The organism is Pseudoalteromonas sp. SG41-1, from assembly GCF_014164575.1.
Taxonomy (GTDB): domain Bacteria; phylum Pseudomonadota; class Gammaproteobacteria; order Enterobacterales; family Alteromonadaceae; genus Pseudoalteromonas; species Pseudoalteromonas rhizosphaerae.
Map to the genome: position 1 here is coordinate 1 of NZ_JACJFL010000010.1, position 20,997 is coordinate 20,997.

General features: G+C 41.1%; 16 protein-coding genes and 1 other RNA gene. 3 read left to right on the forward strand and 14 right to left on the reverse strand.

What is annotated here, in order from left to right:
• Positions 1–488 precede the first annotated feature (488 nt).
• The 6 genes from nagP to H5203_RS08420 all read right to left on the reverse strand — a co-directional run bounded on the left by nagP (position 489) and on the right by H5203_RS08420 (position 11,059).
• Complete coding sequence (gene nagP, locus H5203_RS08395) at positions 489–1,796, reverse strand: N-acetylglucosamine MFS transporter NagP (protein ID WP_182819585.1); 1,308 nt, start codon at positions 1,794–1,796, stop codon at positions 489–491.
• Between the two features lie 208 nt (positions 1,797–2,004).
• On the reverse strand, positions 2,005–4,548 hold the full coding sequence (locus H5203_RS08400) for a family 20 glycosylhydrolase (protein ID WP_182819586.1): 2,544 nt from the start codon (positions 4,546–4,548) through the stop codon (positions 2,005–2,007).
• Complete coding sequence (locus tag H5203_RS08405) at positions 4,541–5,419, reverse strand: ROK family protein (protein ID WP_182819587.1); 879 nt, start codon at positions 5,417–5,419, stop codon at positions 4,541–4,543. The genes H5203_RS08400 and H5203_RS08405 overlap by 8 nt, the downstream gene beginning before the upstream one ends.
• 17 nt (positions 5,420–5,436) lie before the next feature.
• A complete protein-coding gene (locus H5203_RS08410) occupies positions 5,437–6,696 on the reverse strand; it encodes an MFS transporter (protein WP_182758429.1) in 1,260 nt (419 codons plus the stop codon).
• A 184-nt stretch (positions 6,697–6,880) separates the two neighbouring features.
• On the reverse strand, positions 6,881–8,389 hold the full coding sequence (locus H5203_RS08415) for a tryptophan halogenase family protein (RefSeq protein WP_182758430.1): 1,509 nt from the start codon (positions 8,387–8,389) through the stop codon (positions 6,881–6,883).
• 36 nt (positions 8,390–8,425) lie between these two features.
• Positions 8,426–11,059: a TonB-dependent receptor gene (locus H5203_RS08420; RefSeq protein ID WP_220495294.1), complete on the reverse strand. Its 2,634-nt coding sequence runs from the start codon at positions 11,057–11,059 to the stop codon at positions 8,426–8,428.
• 251 nt (positions 11,060–11,310) lie between these two features.
• On the opposite strand from H5203_RS08420, the gene H5203_RS08425 reads away from it, so the two are divergent.
• Entirely contained in the window at positions 11,311–12,180 is an 870-nt protein-coding gene (locus tag H5203_RS08425; RefSeq protein ID WP_145241883.1) for an AraC family transcriptional regulator, read from the forward strand.
• A 41-nt stretch (positions 12,181–12,221) separates the two neighbouring features.
• Here H5203_RS08425 and H5203_RS08430 read toward each other — a convergent pair whose 3' ends face one another.
• The 5 genes from H5203_RS08430 to H5203_RS08450 form a co-directional block, all read right to left on the reverse strand.
• Positions 12,222–13,349, reverse strand: a complete 1,128-nt coding sequence (locus H5203_RS08430) for a polysaccharide deacetylase family protein (protein ID WP_182819588.1) — start codon at positions 13,347–13,349, stop codon at positions 12,222–12,224.
• A gap of 105 nt (positions 13,350–13,454) precedes the next feature.
• The gene (locus H5203_RS08435; RefSeq protein ID WP_182719172.1) at positions 13,455–14,621 is read right to left on the reverse strand and encodes an FAD-dependent monooxygenase; all 1,167 of its coding nucleotides are present in this window, start codon (positions 14,619–14,621) and stop codon (positions 13,455–13,457) included.
• Positions 14,618–15,802, reverse strand: a complete 1,185-nt coding sequence (gene ubiH, locus H5203_RS08440; RefSeq protein WP_182819589.1) for a 2-octaprenyl-6-methoxyphenyl hydroxylase — start codon at positions 15,800–15,802, stop codon at positions 14,618–14,620. The genes H5203_RS08435 and ubiH overlap by 4 nt, the downstream gene beginning before the upstream one ends.
• 9 nt (positions 15,803–15,811) lie before the next feature.
• Positions 15,812–17,143, reverse strand: coding sequence for a Xaa-Pro aminopeptidase (pepP, locus tag H5203_RS08445; RefSeq protein WP_145241892.1), 1,332 nt, complete (start codon positions 17,141–17,143; stop codon positions 15,812–15,814).
• A 31-nt stretch (positions 17,144–17,174) separates the two neighbouring features.
• The gene (locus H5203_RS08450) at positions 17,175–17,738 is read right to left on the reverse strand and encodes a UPF0149 family protein (RefSeq protein WP_145241895.1); all 564 of its coding nucleotides are present in this window, start codon (positions 17,736–17,738) and stop codon (positions 17,175–17,177) included.
• 194 nt (positions 17,739–17,932) lie between these two features.
• On the opposite strand from H5203_RS08450, the gene ssrS reads away from it, so the two are divergent.
• Positions 17,933–18,116, forward strand: a non-coding RNA gene (ssrS, locus tag H5203_RS08455) — 6S RNA.
• A gap of 15 nt (positions 18,117–18,131) precedes the next feature.
• Here ssrS and H5203_RS08460 read toward each other — a convergent pair.
• The gene (locus tag H5203_RS08460) at positions 18,132–19,055 is read right to left on the reverse strand and encodes a DMT family transporter (protein ID WP_149983224.1); all 924 of its coding nucleotides are present in this window, start codon (positions 19,053–19,055) and stop codon (positions 18,132–18,134) included.
• A 149-nt stretch (positions 19,056–19,204) separates the two neighbouring features.
• Between H5203_RS08460 and H5203_RS08465 the strand changes: the two genes are divergently transcribed.
• The gene (locus H5203_RS08465; RefSeq protein WP_182819590.1) at positions 19,205–20,107 is read left to right on the forward strand and encodes a LysR family transcriptional regulator; all 903 of its coding nucleotides are present in this window, start codon (positions 19,205–19,207) and stop codon (positions 20,105–20,107) included.
• Between the two features lie 29 nt (positions 20,108–20,136).
• On the opposite strand, the gene H5203_RS08470 is transcribed toward H5203_RS08465, so the two are convergent.
• Positions 20,137–20,328, reverse strand: a complete 192-nt coding sequence (locus tag H5203_RS08470; RefSeq protein ID WP_149983225.1) for a DUF3185 family protein — start codon at positions 20,326–20,328, stop codon at positions 20,137–20,139.
• Positions 20,329–20,428: 100 nt separating this feature from the next.
• On the reverse strand, positions 20,429–20,896 hold the full coding sequence (locus H5203_RS08475) for a nuclear transport factor 2 family protein (protein ID WP_182819591.1): 468 nt from the start codon (positions 20,894–20,896) through the stop codon (positions 20,429–20,431).
• Between the last annotated feature and the right edge of the window lie 101 nt (positions 20,897–20,997).

Here is a 20,997-nt window from a genome sequence, read left to right on the forward strand (position 1 = left end):
AAGGCTAAAGGCTAAAGGCTAAAAAATTATAAAAGCCGTGTTTGATAAATCAAGCACGGCTTTATTATTGGTGGTGATTAATCACAAAAATGGCGCTTTAATAAAACAGATGAGTAAGCTCAAACCGCAGTGATTTTTCGGCTAAAGCCGAACCTACAGATAAACACCGAGCTAACTGTAGGTCATGATTTATCACGAAAATAGCGCTTAAATAAAACAGATTAGTAACCTCAAACTTCAGTGCTTTTTTCGGCTAAAGCCGAACCTACAGATAAACACCGAGCTAAATGTAGGTCGTGATTTATCACGAAAATGGTGCTTAAATAAAACAGATTAGTAAGCTCAAACCTCATTGCTTTTCGGCTAAAGCCGAACCTACGGCCATAAAAAAGCGCGGTATTAACCGCGCTCTTGGTCACTTACAAACTCTCTTAACTAGCTAGCTTTAATCTCGCTAACTTTACTCTCGCTAACTCGCCAACTTTAATCTACTTCCAACTTCTCATTTTATGGCCTTTAAGCGCATAGAATAAGATGAATAAGTAACTTGGGATCATCAAGGCGTAAGCACCTTGCGCACCTAAGCCTGCTACGTTACCTAAACCAATCAGTAATGGGCCTAATGCACCACCTGCAATACCCATAATAAGTAAACCGGATGCAGTGCCAGTTAAACGACCTAAGCCAGTTAATGCTAACGGCCATATTGCCGGCCACACCATGGCATTGGCAAAACCAAGTAGGGCAATACATAACAATGGATCTGGCAGCTCAGGGCCACCAAATGGTACTAATAATATGTTAGCAAGAATAAATGAGTCGTTACTTCCCATTATTACTGCAAGTACAGTTACAATACCTGCAAGCCCAGACATAACGAGCGCATTTTGCTGCGACATAAAACGGGGAATAAGTGCAATACCAATGGCATAACCAACCAACATGCACGCCATGGTGTATGAGGTCATCACTGAGTAATCGGCAATCCCAATCTGTAATGCGTAAGAGCCAATGGTATCTGCGGCAATCACTTCAACAGCAACATATAAGGCAATACCAATTACACCCAGCACTAGGTGAGGATGTTTTAGTGCTTCTTTTACTTCGCCTTTACCATTACCATTACCTTCAGACTCTTCAAAAACCAAATCAGGTAGCGATGAAAATTTAGCAAATGCTGCAAACGCAAAGATCAAACCTGCAATTGCCATATAAGGTAAAATAAGACTATTCGCCATCGCATCTTTTTGCTGTTGTGATAATTGCTCACCATCAGCGACTACACCGCTGACAACAACGGCAGCAAAAATAACAGGCACGATAACCCCGGCAAATTTATTCAGTAAGCCCATAATACATACACGAACTGCCGCTGATTTTTCAGATCCCATTTTAACAACATACGGATTTACCGCTGTTTGTAGGATTGTTTGCCCAACACCTATCATTAGCTGTGCGAATAAAAATATTTCAATCATCTGCATTTTAGCGGCAGGAATATACATCAAGGCTGACGCGGCCATTACTGCACAGCCAATTGCCATACCATTTTTGTAACCTACACGCTTAATAAGCATTGCAGATGGGATGCCAGCGACTGTTACGGCAATATAAAATGAGGAAATAATAAACGAGGCTTGCAGTGGCGATAACACCAACATTTGCTGTAAAAACGGTGTAATAGCGCCATTTAGCCAGGTTATACAACCTAGAATGAAAAACATTGATCCTGCCAATGTCATTGGCAGCCAAATACTATGTTTAGTGTTTGCTTCACACTCGACAGTTGCTTCCATAAATTTATCTCAACAGTTTATTTTAATTAATTATTTTAGCATTACGCCGTGAAAGCTCTATAAACCAAGGCGCTGCAATCCTAAAATCATTTTTATTACATTAAATTAATCATACACCAACAAAAATGACAGCGCTATCATTTTTAAAAAGCAAAAAATCGACCCTGTTTGTTATAAGGCTTTATAATAAGCAACGCTTAAAAGGCTTTTATTTCACCGCCAATGATCGCCCTTTACGGATACCTCTTTGAGAAAGCGTACGAACTTGCTTTACATTAGTGGCTTTATTTTCATCATCATAAATGAGCCAATTGCCAAGACTATTTTGATATTCGATGACAATCCCCGGATACAAAGTAAATGCATCTAAGCCTTCACTTTGTTGTTGTGCAGCTACGCTAGGTAAACGATAAAAGCGCCCTGCTTGCTCTAGCTTTGCAAATTCTTTAAAGCCAACTAACGCCGCAAAACGCTGCCAATCAGCTGCTTTTTGTTGCTTAAGCGTTGTATTAAAATGGCCTGTATTTTGATCATACTTAGCGCCTTGCCCGTTATAATCTAATTCCCATGGCGCTTTATGCCAAGCTCGCTCTGCAAGCGCTAATAACCGTGGATATAACATGTACTCAGCTTGCCTGTCACTGCGAATGAGCTCTGACCATAAATGCCCTTGCAAACCAATAAAAGGTTTTGTGCGCATCGTTTTACGATCATCAGCACTGTAATGATGATTGTTTACCGAACGCCAAATTTCAGCATGCGCAGGCAAATTATCCGGCATAAACTCAAACACTTTTTTACTGTCAATCGCGCGACTCGCCCAGTGATTCCCGGGCTCTTGCGGATGCGACTGATATGGGAAGTCAAAATAAGTTACATCCGGGCTTGATAACACCACATCCCAGCCTTGGTTAGCATGACGATGCGCAACCTCATGCCCACCATCGCTCAGCGTTGCCCACGCATTTGACTGCACATTTGCTGGCATGCTCTTTAGCGTAACGTCGTTCATACCGTCGCTCCATCCGGCCACTTTAAAGCCTTTTTTAGCGACCATGGCACTGACTTTTTCAATAAAATAGCCATTAAATGAATGCAGCGCCGGTTGTTGGTTTTGCAAACGCCGACAGCTTGGAGAGTCAACCCACGCACCAGCCGTCTCATCGGCGCCAATATGGTAAGTTTTAAGAGGCACACCGGCTTGCACATGTAATGCGTTTACTTCATCGAGCACTTTATCGATAAATTGATAAGTCGATTCTAAACAAACATTTAAGGTGTTATCTTGATAATGCTGGATTGAACTGTACTGAGTTTTATCAGCGGGTTCGACTAAACGATACTGAAGCGCCTGTTCGCTTTTGCCTTGGCCTATTAAACGGTTAAACCTTGCCTCCATTGCAACAATTGCCGCGCGCGAATGCCCTGGCATATCAAGTGATGGGATCACTTCAATAAAGTGCGCTTGAGCATATTTTAATATTTCAATATAGTCATTCTGGCTGTAGTAACCATTTACCGCTGATTGACTATCAAGTCCTGCGCCTAGCTGTGGTAACAAACAACGCTGTTCGGTTAAATCTAAGCAACGCTTGGCACCGACTTCCGTAAGCTCTGGTAAGTCGTTAATAGCCAATCGCCAGCCTTCATCATCCGCTAAATGTAAGTGTAATTTATTAAGCTTATAGGCGGCCATTTGCTCTATGGTATTTAAAATAAATGTTTTTGAACGAAAATTACGTGCTACATCAATGTGCATGCCTCTAAATTCATAACGCGGCGCATCAGTAATATTAAGTGCTGGGATAGTTAAATTATCAAGGCTGACTAACCCTGCGATGCTCTGCAACGCATAAAATATCCCTGCAGAACTCGTTGCGCTAATCGTTATTTGCTCATGTTGAATTTTTAACGTGTAAGCCTCTGGGTTATCAGCTGCTAAATCTAACTTGAGCGTGGTTTTAATCCCTTGTCTATGCTGCTTAATACCAAAACGTGCTAAGCGTGCTATTGCCGCTGTAAGTTGTACTTGATCAATATCATTCGCTAGCTGTAGATTTAGGCCTTGGCTTAAATCTACAGCCTCACCTGATAATAAAGTTAAAGCGACCGGCTTTGGGATCAAACTCAGCGGTGGCGTATTTAATATAGGCCGAGACTCACTTTCATATAAATACTCCGCATCCATCCATGGTGTCGCATCGTCGTTACTCGTTTGTAGTTGTTCATAGGTTAAAAATGGTGCTAAATATGGTTGTAACTCTAGCTTAGTGTCAGGATCAATCGCGGTTTTAGTACTGTTAATAACCCGGCTTGTTAAACCCGCACTTGCCAATATGTAATTAGGCATAAACTCAGCGCGAGTAATTTGCGATTCTTGACTATAAAACTCTATACTTATCGGCGTATTTTGTTTAAATCCGGCAAATGCCGAGGAGGGCTTTATTTGGTGTAAATCGCCATTGATATGCGTAATGGTAAACTGCGACGAGTCAGTGCTATAAATTGGCATTAGCTGACTAAAATAAATTGACCACTGTTGACTGTTTGCATCAAAAGGTGTGCTGAACGTCAAACGCGATAAGTAACACTGCTTTTGATGAGGTGCAGGGCAAGTATCGGGCTTTGCCGAAAGTAACTCATATTTTACCAATAACTGCTGCGCGAGGGTATCTAACTCAGTCTGCGATGGTGCTTTAGCAAAAACTGCAGCCGAACATATGACAAGCACCAATAATATAATTCTACGCATAGCTAGCTCCCAACGATTGCTCATAAGCCATGTCGTTTATAAATAACGCATGGCTGCCAAATAATGGAGCATCGTCGCCAAGCTCACTAATACGAATATCTAACGACTGCAAAATAACTGGGTTAACTAACTTAGCTAACTGAATATGCAAACTAGGTAAAAAGCACGCTGATGATTGTGCAACAGAGCCACCTAGTACAATAACGTCAGGGTCAAACGCGAGTATCACATGGTTTATTGCATGAGCGAGATGCTTGCCAAACGCATCAAATAAACGTTGTGCGTGTGCGTCATTTGCCAATGCCTCTTGGTAAGCTTGCTTGCCCGTTGTACCTTGATTAATAAAAAACTGCCCAGAGGTAAAGTGCTCAATAATCCCTTGTAAATAACTAAAACTGCCAAACTCTCCTGCGGCTGAGTGCTTACCCGTATATAATCGACCATTAAGCACCAGCCCGGCGCCAAGTCCAGTGCCTAGGCAAATGCCAATTAAATTCGTATCTGATTTAAAATTACCTTGAGTAAATTCTCCCATAGCAAAACAATTTGCATCATTATGCACCCGTACGGGCAGTTTAAAATGTGTGCTTAATAGCTGCTTTAACTGCACATTTTTCCAATTGGGGATATTAACCGTTTCGATCACTTCGCCAGTTTCCATCAGCACCATGCTAGGTACACCTACGACGATACCAATGCAAGTATTATCAACCACTTGCTTGATGATTCGACATAAAAAGTCGTTTGTTTGCTGCTTACTTGCTGAGCCGTCCACATCAAAATAGCGTTTTTCTATTACACCTGTTGCGGTTACTTTTGCGACCAGCGCTTTGGTGCCACCAAGGTCAACACATAATAAAGTTTGTGACATTACAACCTCTTTTGTCATTAGTTACTTTCAGCAAGCTTTGCTGTCTGTGGATTACTTTTAAGCGTGTGATTAGCAACCAGTGGGTTAGCCCAAATACCGACACTAAAAATATAACCAAGCGGCATTAACAGCAGTAATAGTGATATTTGTAAGCTACCTGTAAGCTCACTCACCGCACCAATAATAGGCGAGGCAAATGCACCGCCGACAATCCCTGTGCATAAAATACCAGATACAGTGCCATGCCCTTTTGCAACTGAGTTTAATGCCAACGAAAATATCACCGACCACATAATTGATAAGAAAAACCCAACCGCAGGAAACGCCCATAATGCCAGCTCAGTATGTGCAAATAATGCGGTAAATAGACTAACCGCCGCACCAACACTAAAAGTAAGTAACACATGTTTAGCATCAAAGAGTTTTAACAGCACGATGCCCAATAAGCAGCCTAATGTCAGTGATAGCCAAAACTGACTCACTATCTGTGCTCCGCCTGTATTTGGGTCAAGTTGGTGATAGGTTTGTAAAAATACTGAAATTGAATTAGCCACTCCTTGCTCAAGCGCCACATAAGCCACGATGGCAAAAAAGAACTTGATCACGGTGGGGTCTTTAAATAATTGTAAGCTTTGTTTGATACTGCCTTGTTGCGGATTTTCTGCTTGGGTGTTGTGTTTTATCGGTAACACGCTAATAACCACCAACATCACTGTGCATAACAGTGCAAATAATAAGTACATACTTAGCCAAGTCATATCGGCGGGTACTAATTGCAATAACCAGTTTTGGCTCTGTGCTTGTGAATCTGCTTTAACAAGCGCGCTATATACCAGCGGTGATAAGGTCGCTGCACCACCAAACATTAACTGGGCTGCGACCGAAAAAACCGCAAAATGTTTAGAGCCGCCACTGGCTCGAAGTAACGGATTAATTGCCACTTGCAATAGAGCCATGGCGGTACCGATCAAAAATAATGCTGACATTGCAACAGCAAAAATCGGCAAGCTAACAAATAACACACTGCCAAATAATGCCAGTGAGAATGCTATGAGCATGACCTTTTTTTCACCTAAGCTTTGCACTAACAACCCTGCGGGGATCGACATCACTCCATACGCGATAAAAAATGCAAATGGGAAAAAACCAGCAAGGGTTAAACCTATATTATAGCTTTGGATCAGAGCCGGAAATATCGGCGCTAATAAGTTCGTTATAAATGAAATAACAAAAAAGGTAACTAGTACTAGTAGCACTATCAAATAATTTCTTTTCATAATTGTTCTACCTGAAAGTCTCATTCTAAAAATAAATAGAGTGGTGATAGCCATCTGTTCGTGGGCATACAAACAAAATGATTCAAGGGAATAATTAATCACCACTCTTAATTAGCTAAGTCTGCCATCATAAAATGAGTTATGCGGCACTACTCTACGGCTTGTTGATACTTTTCAACTCACTTTATGCAGTCTTCATTGCATGTAGTTGCTCTGCATGTGGTTTACAATGCTTATTACACAGTTCATGCAAATACATTTTTGCGCCATTACAAATTGCAGCGCAAGCGGGTTCAAATGACTGCTGGCACAGCGAGCTTTGGTAGTCCATGCCACCAAGTAAGCAATACCAACTAGGTCTAAAATAAACTTGCTGTTGGGTAAGCTTTGACAAATACGCATCAAAATCATCGCCATTAAGCCATGCTTTTAGTAAAGACTTTAAAGCACTAGAGCTGTGATTCAGTTGCTTGGCTGTAAGCCAGTATTCACTGTCGGTGCGTAAGCTAGTTGCATAATGCGCAACCACATAATCTTTAATGCCATACACTAATTGATGGAGTTGTTGATTGACGTGTTCAGCTACTTTTAATGACTGCTCGTTGTTTTTTAGCTTTGTTAAGGCTTGGCTAAATAACTTAATACTATGTTGAGTAACCATCAAAGATGTCGCTTCGATGGGCTCAATAAAGCTCTGCGCCAACCCTACAGCCATGACATTGCTTTGCCATGCAGACTGCATACAGCCGACTTTCATTTTTAAATGCCGAAACGCGCTATTTTGTGGATTTATGTTTAATTGCAGGGCAAGCTCATACAGGGCTTGCTCATCAGTGATATGTTTTGAGCTATACACATAGCCGTTACCAATACGGCTAGTGAGCGGAATTTGCCAACACCAACCGGCACTTAACGCCGTAGATTGAGTGGCACATGGCATCACAGCATCGCTAGAAATTGGCGTCGCCACGGCTACAGCACGGTCGTTAAGTAGTTCATCAGCAAATGAATTAAAAGGTGTACCCAGTGTTTGCTCAATTAACAGTGCATTAAAACCACTGGCATCGATAAACATGTCGCCGTTAATTTGTCGTCCATCAACCAGCGTAATATCAGCTATATTGCCATTGTTGTTTATATGCGCGTGGCTAAACTCACCATCAATGTGTTCAACCCCATTCTCTTGTGCATAGGCTTTTAGCACACCCGCTAATTTTATGGCATCAAAATGATAACCATAAGTTTGCTCTTTGAGCATAGGTGTATGCACTTTTGGACTTAAATTTTGTTTTGCGATATGGCCTGTTAAAAAATACTCATCTGGGGCTTGCCAATCGCCATTACCGCGCCTTCGGGCATTAGCGTTTACAAAATAAACTTCGGCAGTTTTTTCATCCATGTCGCTATAAAATGGATGGAAATAACAACGTTCATCGCCATTCCAATTATTAAAGTAAATGCCTGCTTTGTAGCTTGCATCGCACTTGGGCATCCATTGTTGTTCACTAATACCGAGTGAATCCATAAAGTTTTTTAAGTGTGGTGTTGAACCTTCACCAACGCCAATACTGCCAATTTTACTCGATTCAATAACACTAATAGCTAATTCAGGATGCTGCTTTGATAAATACGCAGCGCACATCCAACCCGCACTACCACCGCCTAAAATTACTAATTTATTTATGATAGCCATAACTAAAAAAGGCCGCCAAGTGGCGGCCTATCTCCATTAGAATTTATAACTTACACCAAGGTAATAACGTGAACCAAACTCGATAGTATTTTGCGTTAAAGCAAAGTTAGTATCGTACGATTGCACCACTTCGTTGGTTAAGTTAACGCCTTCAAGGCTAACATCTAAGTTTTCCATGGCATGCCAGATGATTGACGCATCAATTTGTTGATAGTTATCGTTTTTAACTGCTTGGGCTGCACCAACACCAATCCATTCACTGCGCCAGTTATATGCTAAACGAGTGCTGATAATATCGTTCTCAAAGAACACTGATGCATTAAAACTGTTTTCAGAAACACCTGGTACCATTTCTTTTGAGCCATCTGGCGTGGTTGTTTCACTGTCTACGTACGTATAGTTAGTCACCACCCCAAAACCGTTAGCAAAGCTATGCTGTAGTTGCAGTTCAATACCATTTACAGAGCCTTCGCCGTTACTACGAGGACGAGTAACACGGCATTGCTCATATAGATCTGGACTGGCGCCACAGCCATCTACAAATTCAACCGCTTCAGTCGAAAAAACAACGTTATCAATTTGTTTGCTGAAAAATCCTGCTGATGCCATAGAAGCGCTTGTAAAGTAATACTCTATAGCAATATCGCCCTGGTTAGCTTCATAGGGTTTTAGATCAGGATTTCCCCCTGTGGCGCTACCAAAATTGGCATTAATTGCTAAGCCGGGTTTTAAATCACTGAAGTTTGCGCGAGACATAACTTGTGATGCTGCCGCGCGAATAATAATGTCATCCGATAAATCATAAGCAAAGTTTACGCTAGGGAGTAAGTTATTATAATCGACCGTCTCTTTGAAAACCGCGCCGTCGGCGTAGCCGCTCGATGTTTGCTCAGTCTCAACGTAACGTAAACCAATATTACCTCGGTAGTTTTCGCCACTAAAATCAGCCTTCGCGTAAATGGCGATCATATCTTCATCCACTGAAAAAGTATTACCTAAGTTAGCGACTTCGGTCAGTTCGCCAGCTGCATACTTACCGCTGATGAAATCCCACCATTTATCTGTATCAAGTGAGGCATATGCATCAAGCGTATGACCAGAGCTTTGTGAATGCAGCCCAGTTAATACGCCATCACTCCAATTTGATAAATTACCATCGGGAACAAAACCAAGTACTTCGTCTGGATTACGGTTAAATGCAATGCGCGAAAATTCGCTACTATTAAATTTAATGCCGGTCTTGATTGCAGTAAAGAAATTACCATCTAACTCAAATTTAACATCAGCTTGAGCATAACTCATATCATGCTCTTGCACTGTGGTATCAAAATTTGCTTCTTGCGCATGTTTAAATTGCGTTGCATCGGTAGCATCTAGCGAAGTTAGCCAAACTTGATAAGGACCAGTAGCATCATAAGTAAAACCACCATCAGTGCTGTTTTGTCCATTAGGAAATGCAGGATCACCTATTTTACCTCCTTCATCTGAGGCTGGGATCCACCATGAAGATGCGCCAAATTGCGTGCCGCCATCTGATGTTGATTTTCCAATTTCACCACTGAGTTCAAAGCCATCACCTTGAAACTTACCAGTTAGGTTTAGTACATCAGCTTTCATATTAACGGCATTACGCACTACTGGATTATAAATAATAGAAGCATATGCAGGTAATATAGTTGCTTGCTCGGTACCGCCTAATGCATTGTTGGTTACATTAGTAGAACCCGCACCACGGGCGCCAACCGTCAGAAAGTTATGGTTTACATGCGGGTTATCAAATTCAAAACGAAAATAATCAAGCACAAACTCCATATTATCGGTTGGTGCAAACTGCGCGGTTAATTGCGCGCTGGTCCGCTCACGCTCAGACTTAAATGCTTGCGAACCTAAACTCCATGCACCGACTGTCGATTCTTGTCCTGTTGCTTGGTTTTCTGCAAAGTACTCATAGTAGCCGCCAATAGACTCAAGTACATGGCGCCCTGAAGTTAATTGTTCATAAGAGTACGCAGCTAAAATACCAAATTTTTCATCTTCATTTTTCCAACTAGCAAGAATTGATGCACCAGGATCAGTCTCATCATACAATGAACTTTGTGCCAACTCTGCAGAGAGCAGTAACGTATTTGCATCTAACTCCAGAGGTTTACGAGTCGTTAAGTTAACGGTTCCTCCCAGTGCTCCTTCTTCGATATCTGCCTCCGGTGTTTTATACACTTGCACACCCGACACTTGCTCTGCTGATAACAATTCCATATTAAAAGTACGTGTCGCTGGGCCTAAATCGTACCATGAGGTGCTTGCTACTGTTTGACCATTGAGTAATATTCTTGATTGCTCTGGTGCAGTACCACGAATAGTTACGCCATTTACCTCACCATATTGGCGGTCAACCGTCACTCCTGAAATACGTTGTAGTGCATCACCAATGTTTTTATCCGGAAATTTACCAATATCTTCTGCGGTAATGGCATCTACCACTCCATCTGCAAAACGCTTAGTGTTCATTGACGCTTCTAAAGAGCGACGAATGCCACGCACTTCAATGGTTTCTATATCACTGTCAGCTTGAGTTTGAGCTGCAGCTAATGCCATTGGACTGACGTATAGTGCTGAGATACATATCGCCAATGTCGATAGTTTAAGCGATGCTTTGTTGATGTTTTTCATTCCTAGTCCCCTATTTATTGTTATTGAAAGCGTTACTAGGGTATCGCGCCGCATTCGTGTTAAGCAGTACAATTGACACTTTATCCGGTACTTTCCTATCAAAGGAATGTTAATTTTGATGGCAAAATGTTCAATGTCCTGTTAGCAAAGAATCGCGTGCAATAGATTAATACTAAAAGTGAATTGAAAAGTATTACTTAGACTGCTAAAAATTGTTCAATATAGGGACTAAAATAAATAAGGAGGTCGTCATGCGGGCAATGTGTGAAAAAGTCATTCCTAATACCAATTCATCGTGGCGCTATTGTAAATATACGCTTGATTACATTCCATTTAATTGGCATTACCATCCAGACTTTGAGATTTGCCTTACTTTAAACAGTCAAGGGGTATGCCATATTGGCGATTACATTGCTCCTTATGGCGAACTTGATCTAGTGATCCTTGGTGCTGATTTGCCCCATACTTGGCAATCGTCACCGAATATAGATAACAGTGTACAAGTTGTTCACGTTGCACAAATTCCAAAAAAATGGCTTAGTCAGCAAATTACTAGTCACCCTGAATTTGCCATACTTGAAGAGTTATTAATCGCTGCGCGACAAGGCCTTAAATTCTCGACTAAAACAGCGATGATAGCGAAATCATATTTTGAAAAAATCGAGGTCAGTAACCCTTTTGAGCAATATTTAGGTTTATTTAAATTACTGTATTTAATGAGCCAAGAAGCAGTCCCTCAGCAGCTTTCTAGCGCGAGTTTTTGCTACACTAATAAAACTGATCCCGCAAAAGATAAATTTGATAAAGTGATTGATTATATTTATCGCCATTACACTGAGGGCTTAAGCGCAGAACAATTAGCTAACATGGCGCATATGAGCACTAACCACTTTCACCGCTTTTTTAAAAAGCGCATGGAACGCACTTTAACAGAATTTATTAACCAGTTAAGAATTGGTCAAGCTTGTAAGCTATTGATCAATACTAACCGCGCTATTACGGCTATCAGCGATCAATGTGGGTTTAAAAATACCTCTAACTTTAATCGCCGCTTTTTAACACTAAAAGGGACAACACCAAGCCAATTTAGAAAGCGCTTAAAACAAAAATCATTAGTGTGAAAGAGTAAAAAGGTAGGGCTACCTACCTTTTATAAATACCGTTATTTTTCAAGTAACCACAATGCAGGCGTGTTTGAAGGCTGCCAATTACTTTGGGAATAATGTGCTTGTAACACAGAATAAATTTTATCTTGATAACTTACAAAATTAGTAGCTTCGTATTGCCTGTTTTGTTGCCATTGAGGCGCATAATTATCAAGTGTATCAAATCGATAACCTTCTGCTCTTGCGTGCTCAACAAAGCTTTTAATTTTGGGCAAGTTAATCGTCGCACCTAGCCCGCGCGGACCATCTTCAAACAAAAAGTCATGGGTGAGTATCACTACTTTATTCGCTGCTAATCCATCGCTGCAATCTAAGTTTTGCGTGCGGCTATTGACAGGATCCATTGTTTTGCCAGGGCAAGTATTGACGATTTGATTAATGCTTTCGACCATTTGAATACCATCTGCCATTGTTTCTGCAGGGTAATCAACGCCCCAGTTCACTGGGCCCCAATCAAAATCCCAACCATAAACCTTATAGTCTTCGCTTGCTAATTTATCAGATATTTTTACTGCGACTTGTGAGCTATTGGTAGAAACCTGTGGATCACAAGAAAAAGCTGGATCCCAAGGTGGTAAATTATCAGATGTTGCGCATAAACCATCACCTTTAAAAGTTTTCGTAACACGCCACGCATTGGTATACGGCAAGCGTGCCATTGTTCTCATTTTAAAGTTTGGGAAGCTTTCTGCATTAGGTAATAACGCCAAGACCTTTTGAGTATTAAGCTCAAAGTAATCATAATCGATACTTACATCTTGGTAGGATTTAACTGGCCATAAACCAACTTCGTTACAATAAACAGCACCAGAGCGCTCTCCATCCGTGCAATTATGCAACATATGGTCATAACTATGGTTAGCTAAAAGGTGACCGCTATTTAAAAGCTTAGCTAATGCTAATTGTGAGTGTTGTTCATTTTCATCGCCTTCACCATACATGTGAAAAGCATTGATAAAAAATGTCGCTTTTATTTGTGCCTCATCTAAAGCATCAATTAGCCCTGAGGTGGCATTAATCGGGCCATCATCAAACGTTAAATAGATAACCTTGTCGTCATCTGCAAAGCTGAAAGTTGAGCATAAACTTGCACACAATAGCGTTACCGCCGTTTTATTTTTCATTTTGTTCTCCATTAATTAACACCTAATTAATATTGCATGCTATTTAGCCATCGACTGATACGAAGCAATGCAATTTAGGTATTAATCAAACAAAATGAATCTCTGCTACTTCCCTATCGCTTGCTTGGCAAACAGGTGCTTAATTGGGCCTAAGTTATCAACCAAGCTTAAACCCACACCACGTACCAGTTTTTTAAGTGGGTTAGCGCCTGCAAATAATTCTTTTAAGCCTTGCATCATGGCAATATGCTTTTGTGCATCAAGCTTGCGGGTACGCTCGTAATCACGCAATAGTCGATTACTGGCAAACTCTTTATTGTCAGCAGTTAACAGCTCAATAAGGTAAGCGGCATCTTTAAGGCCTAAGTTCATACCAAGTCCTGCTAACGGATGAATGGTATGTGCGGCATCGCCCATTAATACCACTTTACCTGTCACCCATTGCTGCGCGTAACGCATTTTCAAAGGGAACGCTGTGCGCGCACTTTGTACCTCACATAAACCGCATTGGCCATCAAGGGCTGCCATAACTGCTTTATTAAAATCGCTATCATCCATGGCTAGTAACGTTTGGCAATGCGCAGGACTGGTTGACCATACAATTGAGTGCGTATTGGCATCTGGCAGCGGTAAAAACGCCAGTGGTCCAGTAGGTAAAAATACTTGGCGCGCAGTATTATTATGTGGCTCAGTGGTTCTTACCGTCGCAACGATGGCGTTATGATCATAATCTTTAAACGTAATGGGCAAATTAAACTGTTTCCGAATCGCTGAATTTGCGCCATCGGCTGCCACTAATAACTTGGCTATAACTGGCTCACCAGAGTCTAAGGTTATAAAGACGTCATTGTCACTTTGGTGTATTTGTTGATAGCGTGTATCAAACATAAGCGTTGCTTGGCTGTATTGTTCTAATTCATTGATCAGTGCATAACGAATGATGTCGTTTTCAACAATATGACCTAAATGAGGAAGGTCCAGTTCATCGCTGTTAAAAGCAATTTTGCCAAAGCTATCTTGGTCGCGCACATCCATATGGGTATAGGCGCGTGCTCTTTGAGCAATGATCTCAGGCCACACTTGCAAAGATTCAAACAAGTGTTGGCTGGCAAGGCTCAGTGCACTTACGCGCAAAGCGTATTCATCGCCTGGCAATACTTGTTTTGCTGCAGCATCAATTACTACTACACTTATATTGGCTTTAACAAGCCCCAGCGCGAGGGTTAAGCCAACACAGCCGCCCCCCACAACACATACTTGTGTCTGTTTCATAGTCGTTTACCTTGTTTAACCTGACCCATTAATTGCTTAGCTAAAGGTGTTTTTAAAGAAGCACACAAATCCATGGAGAATAGACCACAGCTGCGACCAAATGCGAGTATTCGTGATGAGTTTGAAAATAACCGCACTAAAGAATCTGTTAACGTCATTACAGTGGTTATATCTTGGTTACGTTGTTTGGCATATTCACGGGTAAATAGGTAACTGCCAATTGCCAATTCGCTATTTAATAATTCACATAGAAGTTGCACATCGCGCAGGCCTAAATTAAAGCCCTGCCCTGCAATAGGATGAATCGCATGCCCTGCATTGCCAATTAGTACCGTACGGTGAGCACTTAATGACTCTGCACGACCATACACCAGTGGATAGTTTGCACGCATGCCGACTTTAGTAAATTGCCCGCCACGATAACCAAATGCAGTTTGCAAAGCACTTACAAAAGCGCTGTCGTCAAGCTGCATATGCGCGTCAATATCGGCTTTATCCATACACCATACTAACGAGTAACGGTTATTACTCATCGGGAGTAATGCCATTGGTCCATGCTCAGTAAAGCGCTCAAAAGCATGGTTATGATGACCACCTGCCACTTCAATATTGGCAATGATCGCCCCTTGTGAATAAGGCTCAGGAGTAAAATTGATCTTTGCCAGCTGGCGAGTAGCCGACTGCGCACCGTCGGCAATCACCACTAATTGGCCATTAAGTTGAGCACCAGACTGCAAAGTAATACTTGCAAAGTCATGATGATAGGTAATATTTGCAACACTGTCAGGGCAATACATGACCACTTGGGTAGCTGCAAGTTGTTGATGTAAAGCACGACCAAACGGATTTACCTCAACAACATAACCTAGAGCTGACTGTGAAAACTGCGCACAATCGATCTGCGTTTTACCAAAGTGACCGCGATCCGACACGGTCACTTTTTTAATTGCCGCAGCAAATGAGGCATCAATATCAAAGGCATTAATGGTCTGTAAAAATTGCACCGATTGTTGTGCTAAGGCGATACTTCGGTCGTCAAAACTAGGATGGTGTTCAGTGCTTGGTTGATTTGCTTCAACCACCGCAATCGTTAATTTCGGCGCATGTTTCGCAAGACTCAGCGCACAACTGGCACCCGCTAAGCCACCACCGATAATAACAACATCAAACTGCTCTGCCACGTTATGCTCCTAGCGGTTAATTGCTTGCTTTTGCATTAACGCTTCAATCTCGCTGATACTTTTTGGCACACTCAAGGTAAGATTTTCGTGGCCTTGCTCGGTCACTAACAGGTTATCTTCAATACGAATACCAATGCCCTTATATTGCTCAGGTGCTTGCGCATCTAGGCTAACATACAAGCCAGGTTCAATAGTGAGTACCATACCAGCTTCAAATGGGCGTTCTTTTTCGTCTTTTTTATAGTCGCCTACATCATGCACATCAAGGCCAAGCCAATGACCAAGGCCGTGCATATAAAATGCTTTACATGCTTGGTTATCAAGTAACTCTTGTAACTCACCTTGCAAAATACCTAAATCAACTAAGCCTTGGGTGAGCACTGTCATCGCTAATTTATTAGCCTTTGATAAGCTACCACCGGGCTTTACTTCAGTAAACGCTGCTGCTTGCGCCGCTAGAACAATGTTATAAAGCTCAGCTTGAGGTTGACTAAATTGCCCATTAATAGGGAAAGTACGCGTAATATCTGCCGCGTAACCTTGCAGTTCAGCGCCAGAATCAATCAGCACTAAATCACCGTCGGTCAGCACATCACTGTTAGCAGTGTAATGCAATATATTGGCGTTATCGCCACCGCCGACAATGGTGCCATAGGCGGGATGACGCGCACCATGCATAGCGTAATGATGATGAAGCTCGGCTTCTAGCTGATATTCGGTAGCGCCTGGCTTTGCAAACTGCATAGCACGAATATGTCCTTGGGCACTTATTTCACACGCTTGGCGCATAATATTCACCTCAGCAGGTGATTTAAATAAACGCATTTCGTGCACTAAACCACGAATATCTTTAATCGTATGTGGCGCTTTATAACCTTTTTTAGGCGCGCCACGCAGCGTATTTAATAACGCCCACACTTTATCGTCAAACTGTGGATAAGTACCTTGTGCATAAAATAAAATCTGCTGGCCGTTCACCAAATTCAATAATTGTTCAGTTAGTTCACTCAGTGCACATGTTTGGTCGAATAAATAATCTTTTTTAGCTTTTTCAAAACCAATACGACGACCATGCCAAATTTCCGCCAGCTTATCTTTGTTCAAACAAAACAGCGTACTCGGTGTATCGCTGCTTGGGCAAAGCACTAACACTGCATCGGGTTCATTAAAGCCAGTTAGGTAGAAGAAGTCGCTATCTTGGCGAAACGCATATTCAGTATCACGGCTGCGGGTTACTTCACTTGCCGCTGGAATGATAGCCACACTGTTTGGTTCCATCATGGCAAGTAAACGATCTCTGCGTGCTTTAAACTCTGCTTTTTCTATTTTAACTGTTGGCATTATAAACCCTGTTTATACTGTTAATTTTAACTTAGTGAAGTGTTTTTTTAGTGCTTTTTGGCGCTTGCTCTTGACCAAGTTCAGCAAAACACAACAGCGCAGAAACTCGCACATATTCAATTACTTCGTGCAATGCTTGGCTGTCTTCTTCGGTTTCATCAAACATGGTATCTAAACGCGTAATTTCACTAAAATCACTGATCACTTCTTTTACATCAGCTGATAACTTGCCATAGTCTTTTTGCTTTAAGCCAAAACCAAGCATAAACCCAGCGACCCATGACACTAAACCATTCGCTTGATCTACTAAGGTTTCGTCATCACTTGGTAAAAATAAATCAAATTGAAACTCTTCGTTGTTAAAGCTTTCTACAACTTGCTTATAAATAATGGCAAAAAATTCTTTCAGATCATGGCTAAATGCTTGGCCATCATTAAACACATCGCTTAATAAGCCTAAGTATTCTTTGGCTTCAATACTCAAGCCGCAGGCTAATAATCCACTGATCACGCCGTGTGCTTCTGAAGGAGTGACAAATATTTCGTTTTTTTCCAATAGTAATTGGGCTTGTTGGTAATCTGGTAATTCGTTCATGCTGAGATCTTCGCTTGGCTAATTAAGTCAATGCTACCACTCGATAAATAGCAACTCCAATGAAAAGTATGATTGAGGTCAAAAAGCAATCCGAAAAGTAAATAGCCAGTTACCAGTGCTGGAAAATCACTCGAACAGTATAATTATTTTGAATTTGGGGTGTAAGGATTGGCTTATGTCTTATATACTGAATTTGTTCCCTAGGGTGTTGGAGCTTGGTTAAGTCCCTGAGCCGATAAATTTTATGTTAGGGTTTCTGTTCGTCTGCTATTGTGCAAGCTCGGCATGTACCGAGAAGCCTACGGCAAACCGCAGATTCCCGCCCTGAGACCTTATGGTTTCAGGACTGACACCGAGTGCCACATACTTGGGGAACACCTTTCTTACCTTCCTTTATACTATCTGCTGTTGTGCTTTAAACCATTGATAATAATATGAGCCAAATGTATTTAATAGCGTCGCAAATGCAATTAAGCTCGTACCCAGAATTTGCATCAAACTCATTACGGTACTAAAAAATAAAAACTGGAATAACACCGCAAAGATTAAGTTAGTATAAATTAAAGGCGCCAGCTGTGAGTTTGAATCAACTAATCTATATGCTTTGGAACGAAAAAACTGAGTTGCAGCAGTTGAAAGTCCTAAAAACAATAATAACAATAAGATCCCCTGCTCGAAATTGACTATCATTATTATACTTTGTTGATACTCAACTTGGCTGGTAAAAATAACCATCACAGGTAAAACAAACAATGCTGCAATTGCAAAACAGCACCCGTTTATTACCAAGATAGGTAAATTTATTTTACTGGCTCTAAATAAAGCAACTTGCGAGCAACCATTAAAAAAACCAGCCGCTAAACCTATTAATAATTCCCAGCGCCACGTTATCCCTTGTACGGTTAAGTTTTGCATCACCACGCCAATGCCCATTAATATTAAGGTAGGTAAAACCATTCGACTGATTTTGGTTTTATAAAAATAGCGCTCAAGTAGCGGAATAAATAACGGCCCAGTACTAAATAATACCACGGCCTCAATTAACGTTAAGCGACTTAAGGCCAACATAAAACAACCTTGGCAACTGGCAATAAAAATGGCACGTAAGATAAATGCACCCCAAGCTGCTTGATTTGGCATCACCCAGCGGCTGCATGCAGCAATAAACAACATAACTAACGCAGGAAGTAATAAACGCAACATCACTAATATTGCATCACTAAAATACTCAGTTAAAAGTTTTGAAAATAAACTATTCAACGCTAAAGTAAATGTGGATAACAGCATAAACATACTGGGTCGTAATAAAGCAGCCATAACAACTCCTTTCTCAACGAGAAATACGTTTCACATTGAGAATAATAAGCTTAACATTAATCTGAGGCGCTAAATTAGCGTAAATAGGTAGAATGAAAAAGCGAGTAATTATGCACAAACCTGTAAGTAAAACTTAACAAAGAGAAACTATGGCTAACTCTATTCCTTTAAAATCGCTTCATAGTTTTATTGCAGTCGCAGAAACTGGAAGTATGGTCCTCGCTGCTGAGCAATTAAATATTAGTCATTCTGCAATAAGCCAAGCAATTAAGTCTCTTGAATCGCAACTAAACACTCAATTATTTACTCGTATCGGCCGACGAGTTGAGCTAAATAGCACGGGTAAACGCTATTACCTGCGAGTACAGCCAGCTCTAAATGAGATTATAGCTGCAAGTTTTGAGATCTCTGCGAGTCAGCTCTGCGCGCACTTAACTTTAAATATGGTGAACTCGATGGCATTGCATTGGTGGATCCCACGAGTAGCGGAACTACAAGCTTACGCGCCAGAGTTAGATGTGCGTTTATCTAATTTAGTCGGAGAGTTTAACTTAGAGCAACATGGCGTGGATGTCGCTTTGGTGCATGGTAAACAACAAGATTGGGCGCAATATCACTGCGAAAAACTGGCTGATGATGAGCTTATTTTAGTATGTAGTCCTGAATTAATAAAAACCTTGCCCACAGATTGCCAAACTGGCAAAGAGCTACTTACTCGTTTCCCGGCTATTTTTGCCATAAACCCACGCCGCGATAACGATTGGCACGTATGGTGTAACGCCCATCAATTAGCAATACCGAAACAACATAAAAACCTCACTTTTAATATTTCAGTACAAGCAACGCAAGCGGCAATGCGCCAATTAGGTGTTTTGGTCACCCATAAACAATTTGTAAAAGATGATATTCAACAGGATATGCTGGTGCAAATAGGTGAGCCGGTATTAAACCCACATCAACAGTTTTATTTTGCTACCAGCCATAGCAAGCGTGAACAAGCCACTATATTGATATTAAAAAAATGGTTAAAATCGCAGTTTTCTAATCAATAAAAGTTTATCAGCCTACGGCTTACTAAAAGTTAATTTTTAACTTTTAGTGCACCTAATACGATACAGACAACACCACCGACCATTCCAGCCCAAGCCTCAATGGGTGTATCACCACTAAAAGTTCGCGTAATTTGCGCACTTGCAGAGTCATAAACGTCATAACCCCAAAAAGCCAGTGCAGCTCCAATACAGATCAGCACAATACCAATTACTTTATTCATTTTAATTCCTATTAAAGCTAACAGAGGTAATCTCTAAAAATACGCTAAGATATTGATTTAAGCAAAAACTAAAAATAACCTTCACACCGCTATTTAAAAATTACTCATGGTATTTACGGATCACCGCAATCTTACCGTTTTCAATTTCCAGAACATCCATCAACGTTTGGGTGTATTCAATCAGTTGCTTGTTTTGCGGGTGCACACCTTTCGCGTGTTGCGTGTAACGAATCGCAATCGCGGTATTATTAAATATGAAAGTATCAAGTAACTTTGCTTCATATTCAGTGTGGGCACCTAGATAAAAAGTCATACCTTTGCGCATCATGGCCTTACCGTCAGGTGAACGAGAATCATCGCTTTGATAAGGTAGGTGTTGATTAGCAACATCGTCAGTGAGTAACGCTAAAAAAGCTTCTAGTTCTTTACTGCTAGCTTTAGGCGCCTGAGTTGCCGACATGGTGGAAAAATATTGCTGGGCGAGTCCTTCTAGTTCGTTATTTTCGTCTTTTGCATGTAAGTTAAAAGTTGCGATAACAGCTAACAATAAAAAAGTAACGTATTTCATTATGCTCTCTTGCATTGTGTTTAATTATCACTCTATCAAAACAGCAACAAACTAAAATGTATAGTCTTTTTATAATAAATCACGCTTCGCCGGATGGTTTT

Bases quoted from the DNA above. Each gene is read 5' to 3' on its own strand.
- nagP (WP_182819585.1), bottom strand. From the start codon at position 1,796: ATGGAAGCAACTGTCGAGTGTGAAGCAAACACTAAACATAGTATTTGG.
- H5203_RS08400 (WP_182819586.1), bottom strand. From the start codon at position 4,548: ATGCGTAGAATTATATTATTGGTGCTTGTCATATGTTCGGCTGCAGTT.
- H5203_RS08405 (WP_182819587.1), bottom strand. From the start codon at position 5,419: ATGTCACAAACTTTATTATGTGTTGACCTTGGTGGCACCAAAGCGCTG.
- H5203_RS08410 (WP_182758429.1), bottom strand. From the start codon at position 6,696: ATGAAAAGAAATTATTTGATAGTGCTACTAGTACTAGTTACCTTTTTT.
- H5203_RS08415 (WP_182758430.1), bottom strand. From the start codon at position 8,389: ATGGCTATCATAAATAAATTAGTAATTTTAGGCGGTGGTAGTGCGGGT.
- H5203_RS08420 (WP_220495294.1), bottom strand. From the start codon at position 11,059: ATGAAAAACATCAACAAAGCATCGCTTAAACTATCGACATTGGCGATA.
- H5203_RS08425 (WP_145241883.1), top strand. From the start codon at position 11,311: ATGCGGGCAATGTGTGAAAAAGTCATTCCTAATACCAATTCATCGTGG.
- H5203_RS08430 (WP_182819588.1), bottom strand. From the start codon at position 13,349: ATGAAAAATAAAACGGCGGTAACGCTATTGTGTGCAAGTTTATGCTCA.
- H5203_RS08435 (WP_182719172.1), bottom strand. From the start codon at position 14,621: ATGAAACAGACACAAGTATGTGTTGTGGGGGGCGGCTGTGTTGGCTTA.
- pepP (WP_145241892.1), bottom strand. From the start codon at position 17,143: ATGCCAACAGTTAAAATAGAAAAAGCAGAGTTTAAAGCACGCAGAGAT.
- H5203_RS08450 (WP_145241895.1), bottom strand. From the start codon at position 17,738: ATGAACGAATTACCAGATTACCAACAAGCCCAATTACTATTGGAAAAA.
- H5203_RS08460 (WP_149983224.1), bottom strand. From the start codon at position 19,055: ATGGCTGCTTTATTACGACCCAGTATGTTTATGCTGTTATCCACATTT.
- H5203_RS08465 (WP_182819590.1), top strand. From the start codon at position 19,205: ATGGCTAACTCTATTCCTTTAAAATCGCTTCATAGTTTTATTGCAGTC.
- H5203_RS08470 (WP_149983225.1), bottom strand. From the start codon at position 20,328: ATGAATAAAGTAATTGGTATTGTGCTGATCTGTATTGGAGCTGCACTG.
- H5203_RS08475 (WP_182819591.1), bottom strand. From the start codon at position 20,896: ATGAAATACGTTACTTTTTTATTGTTAGCTGTTATCGCAACTTTTAAC.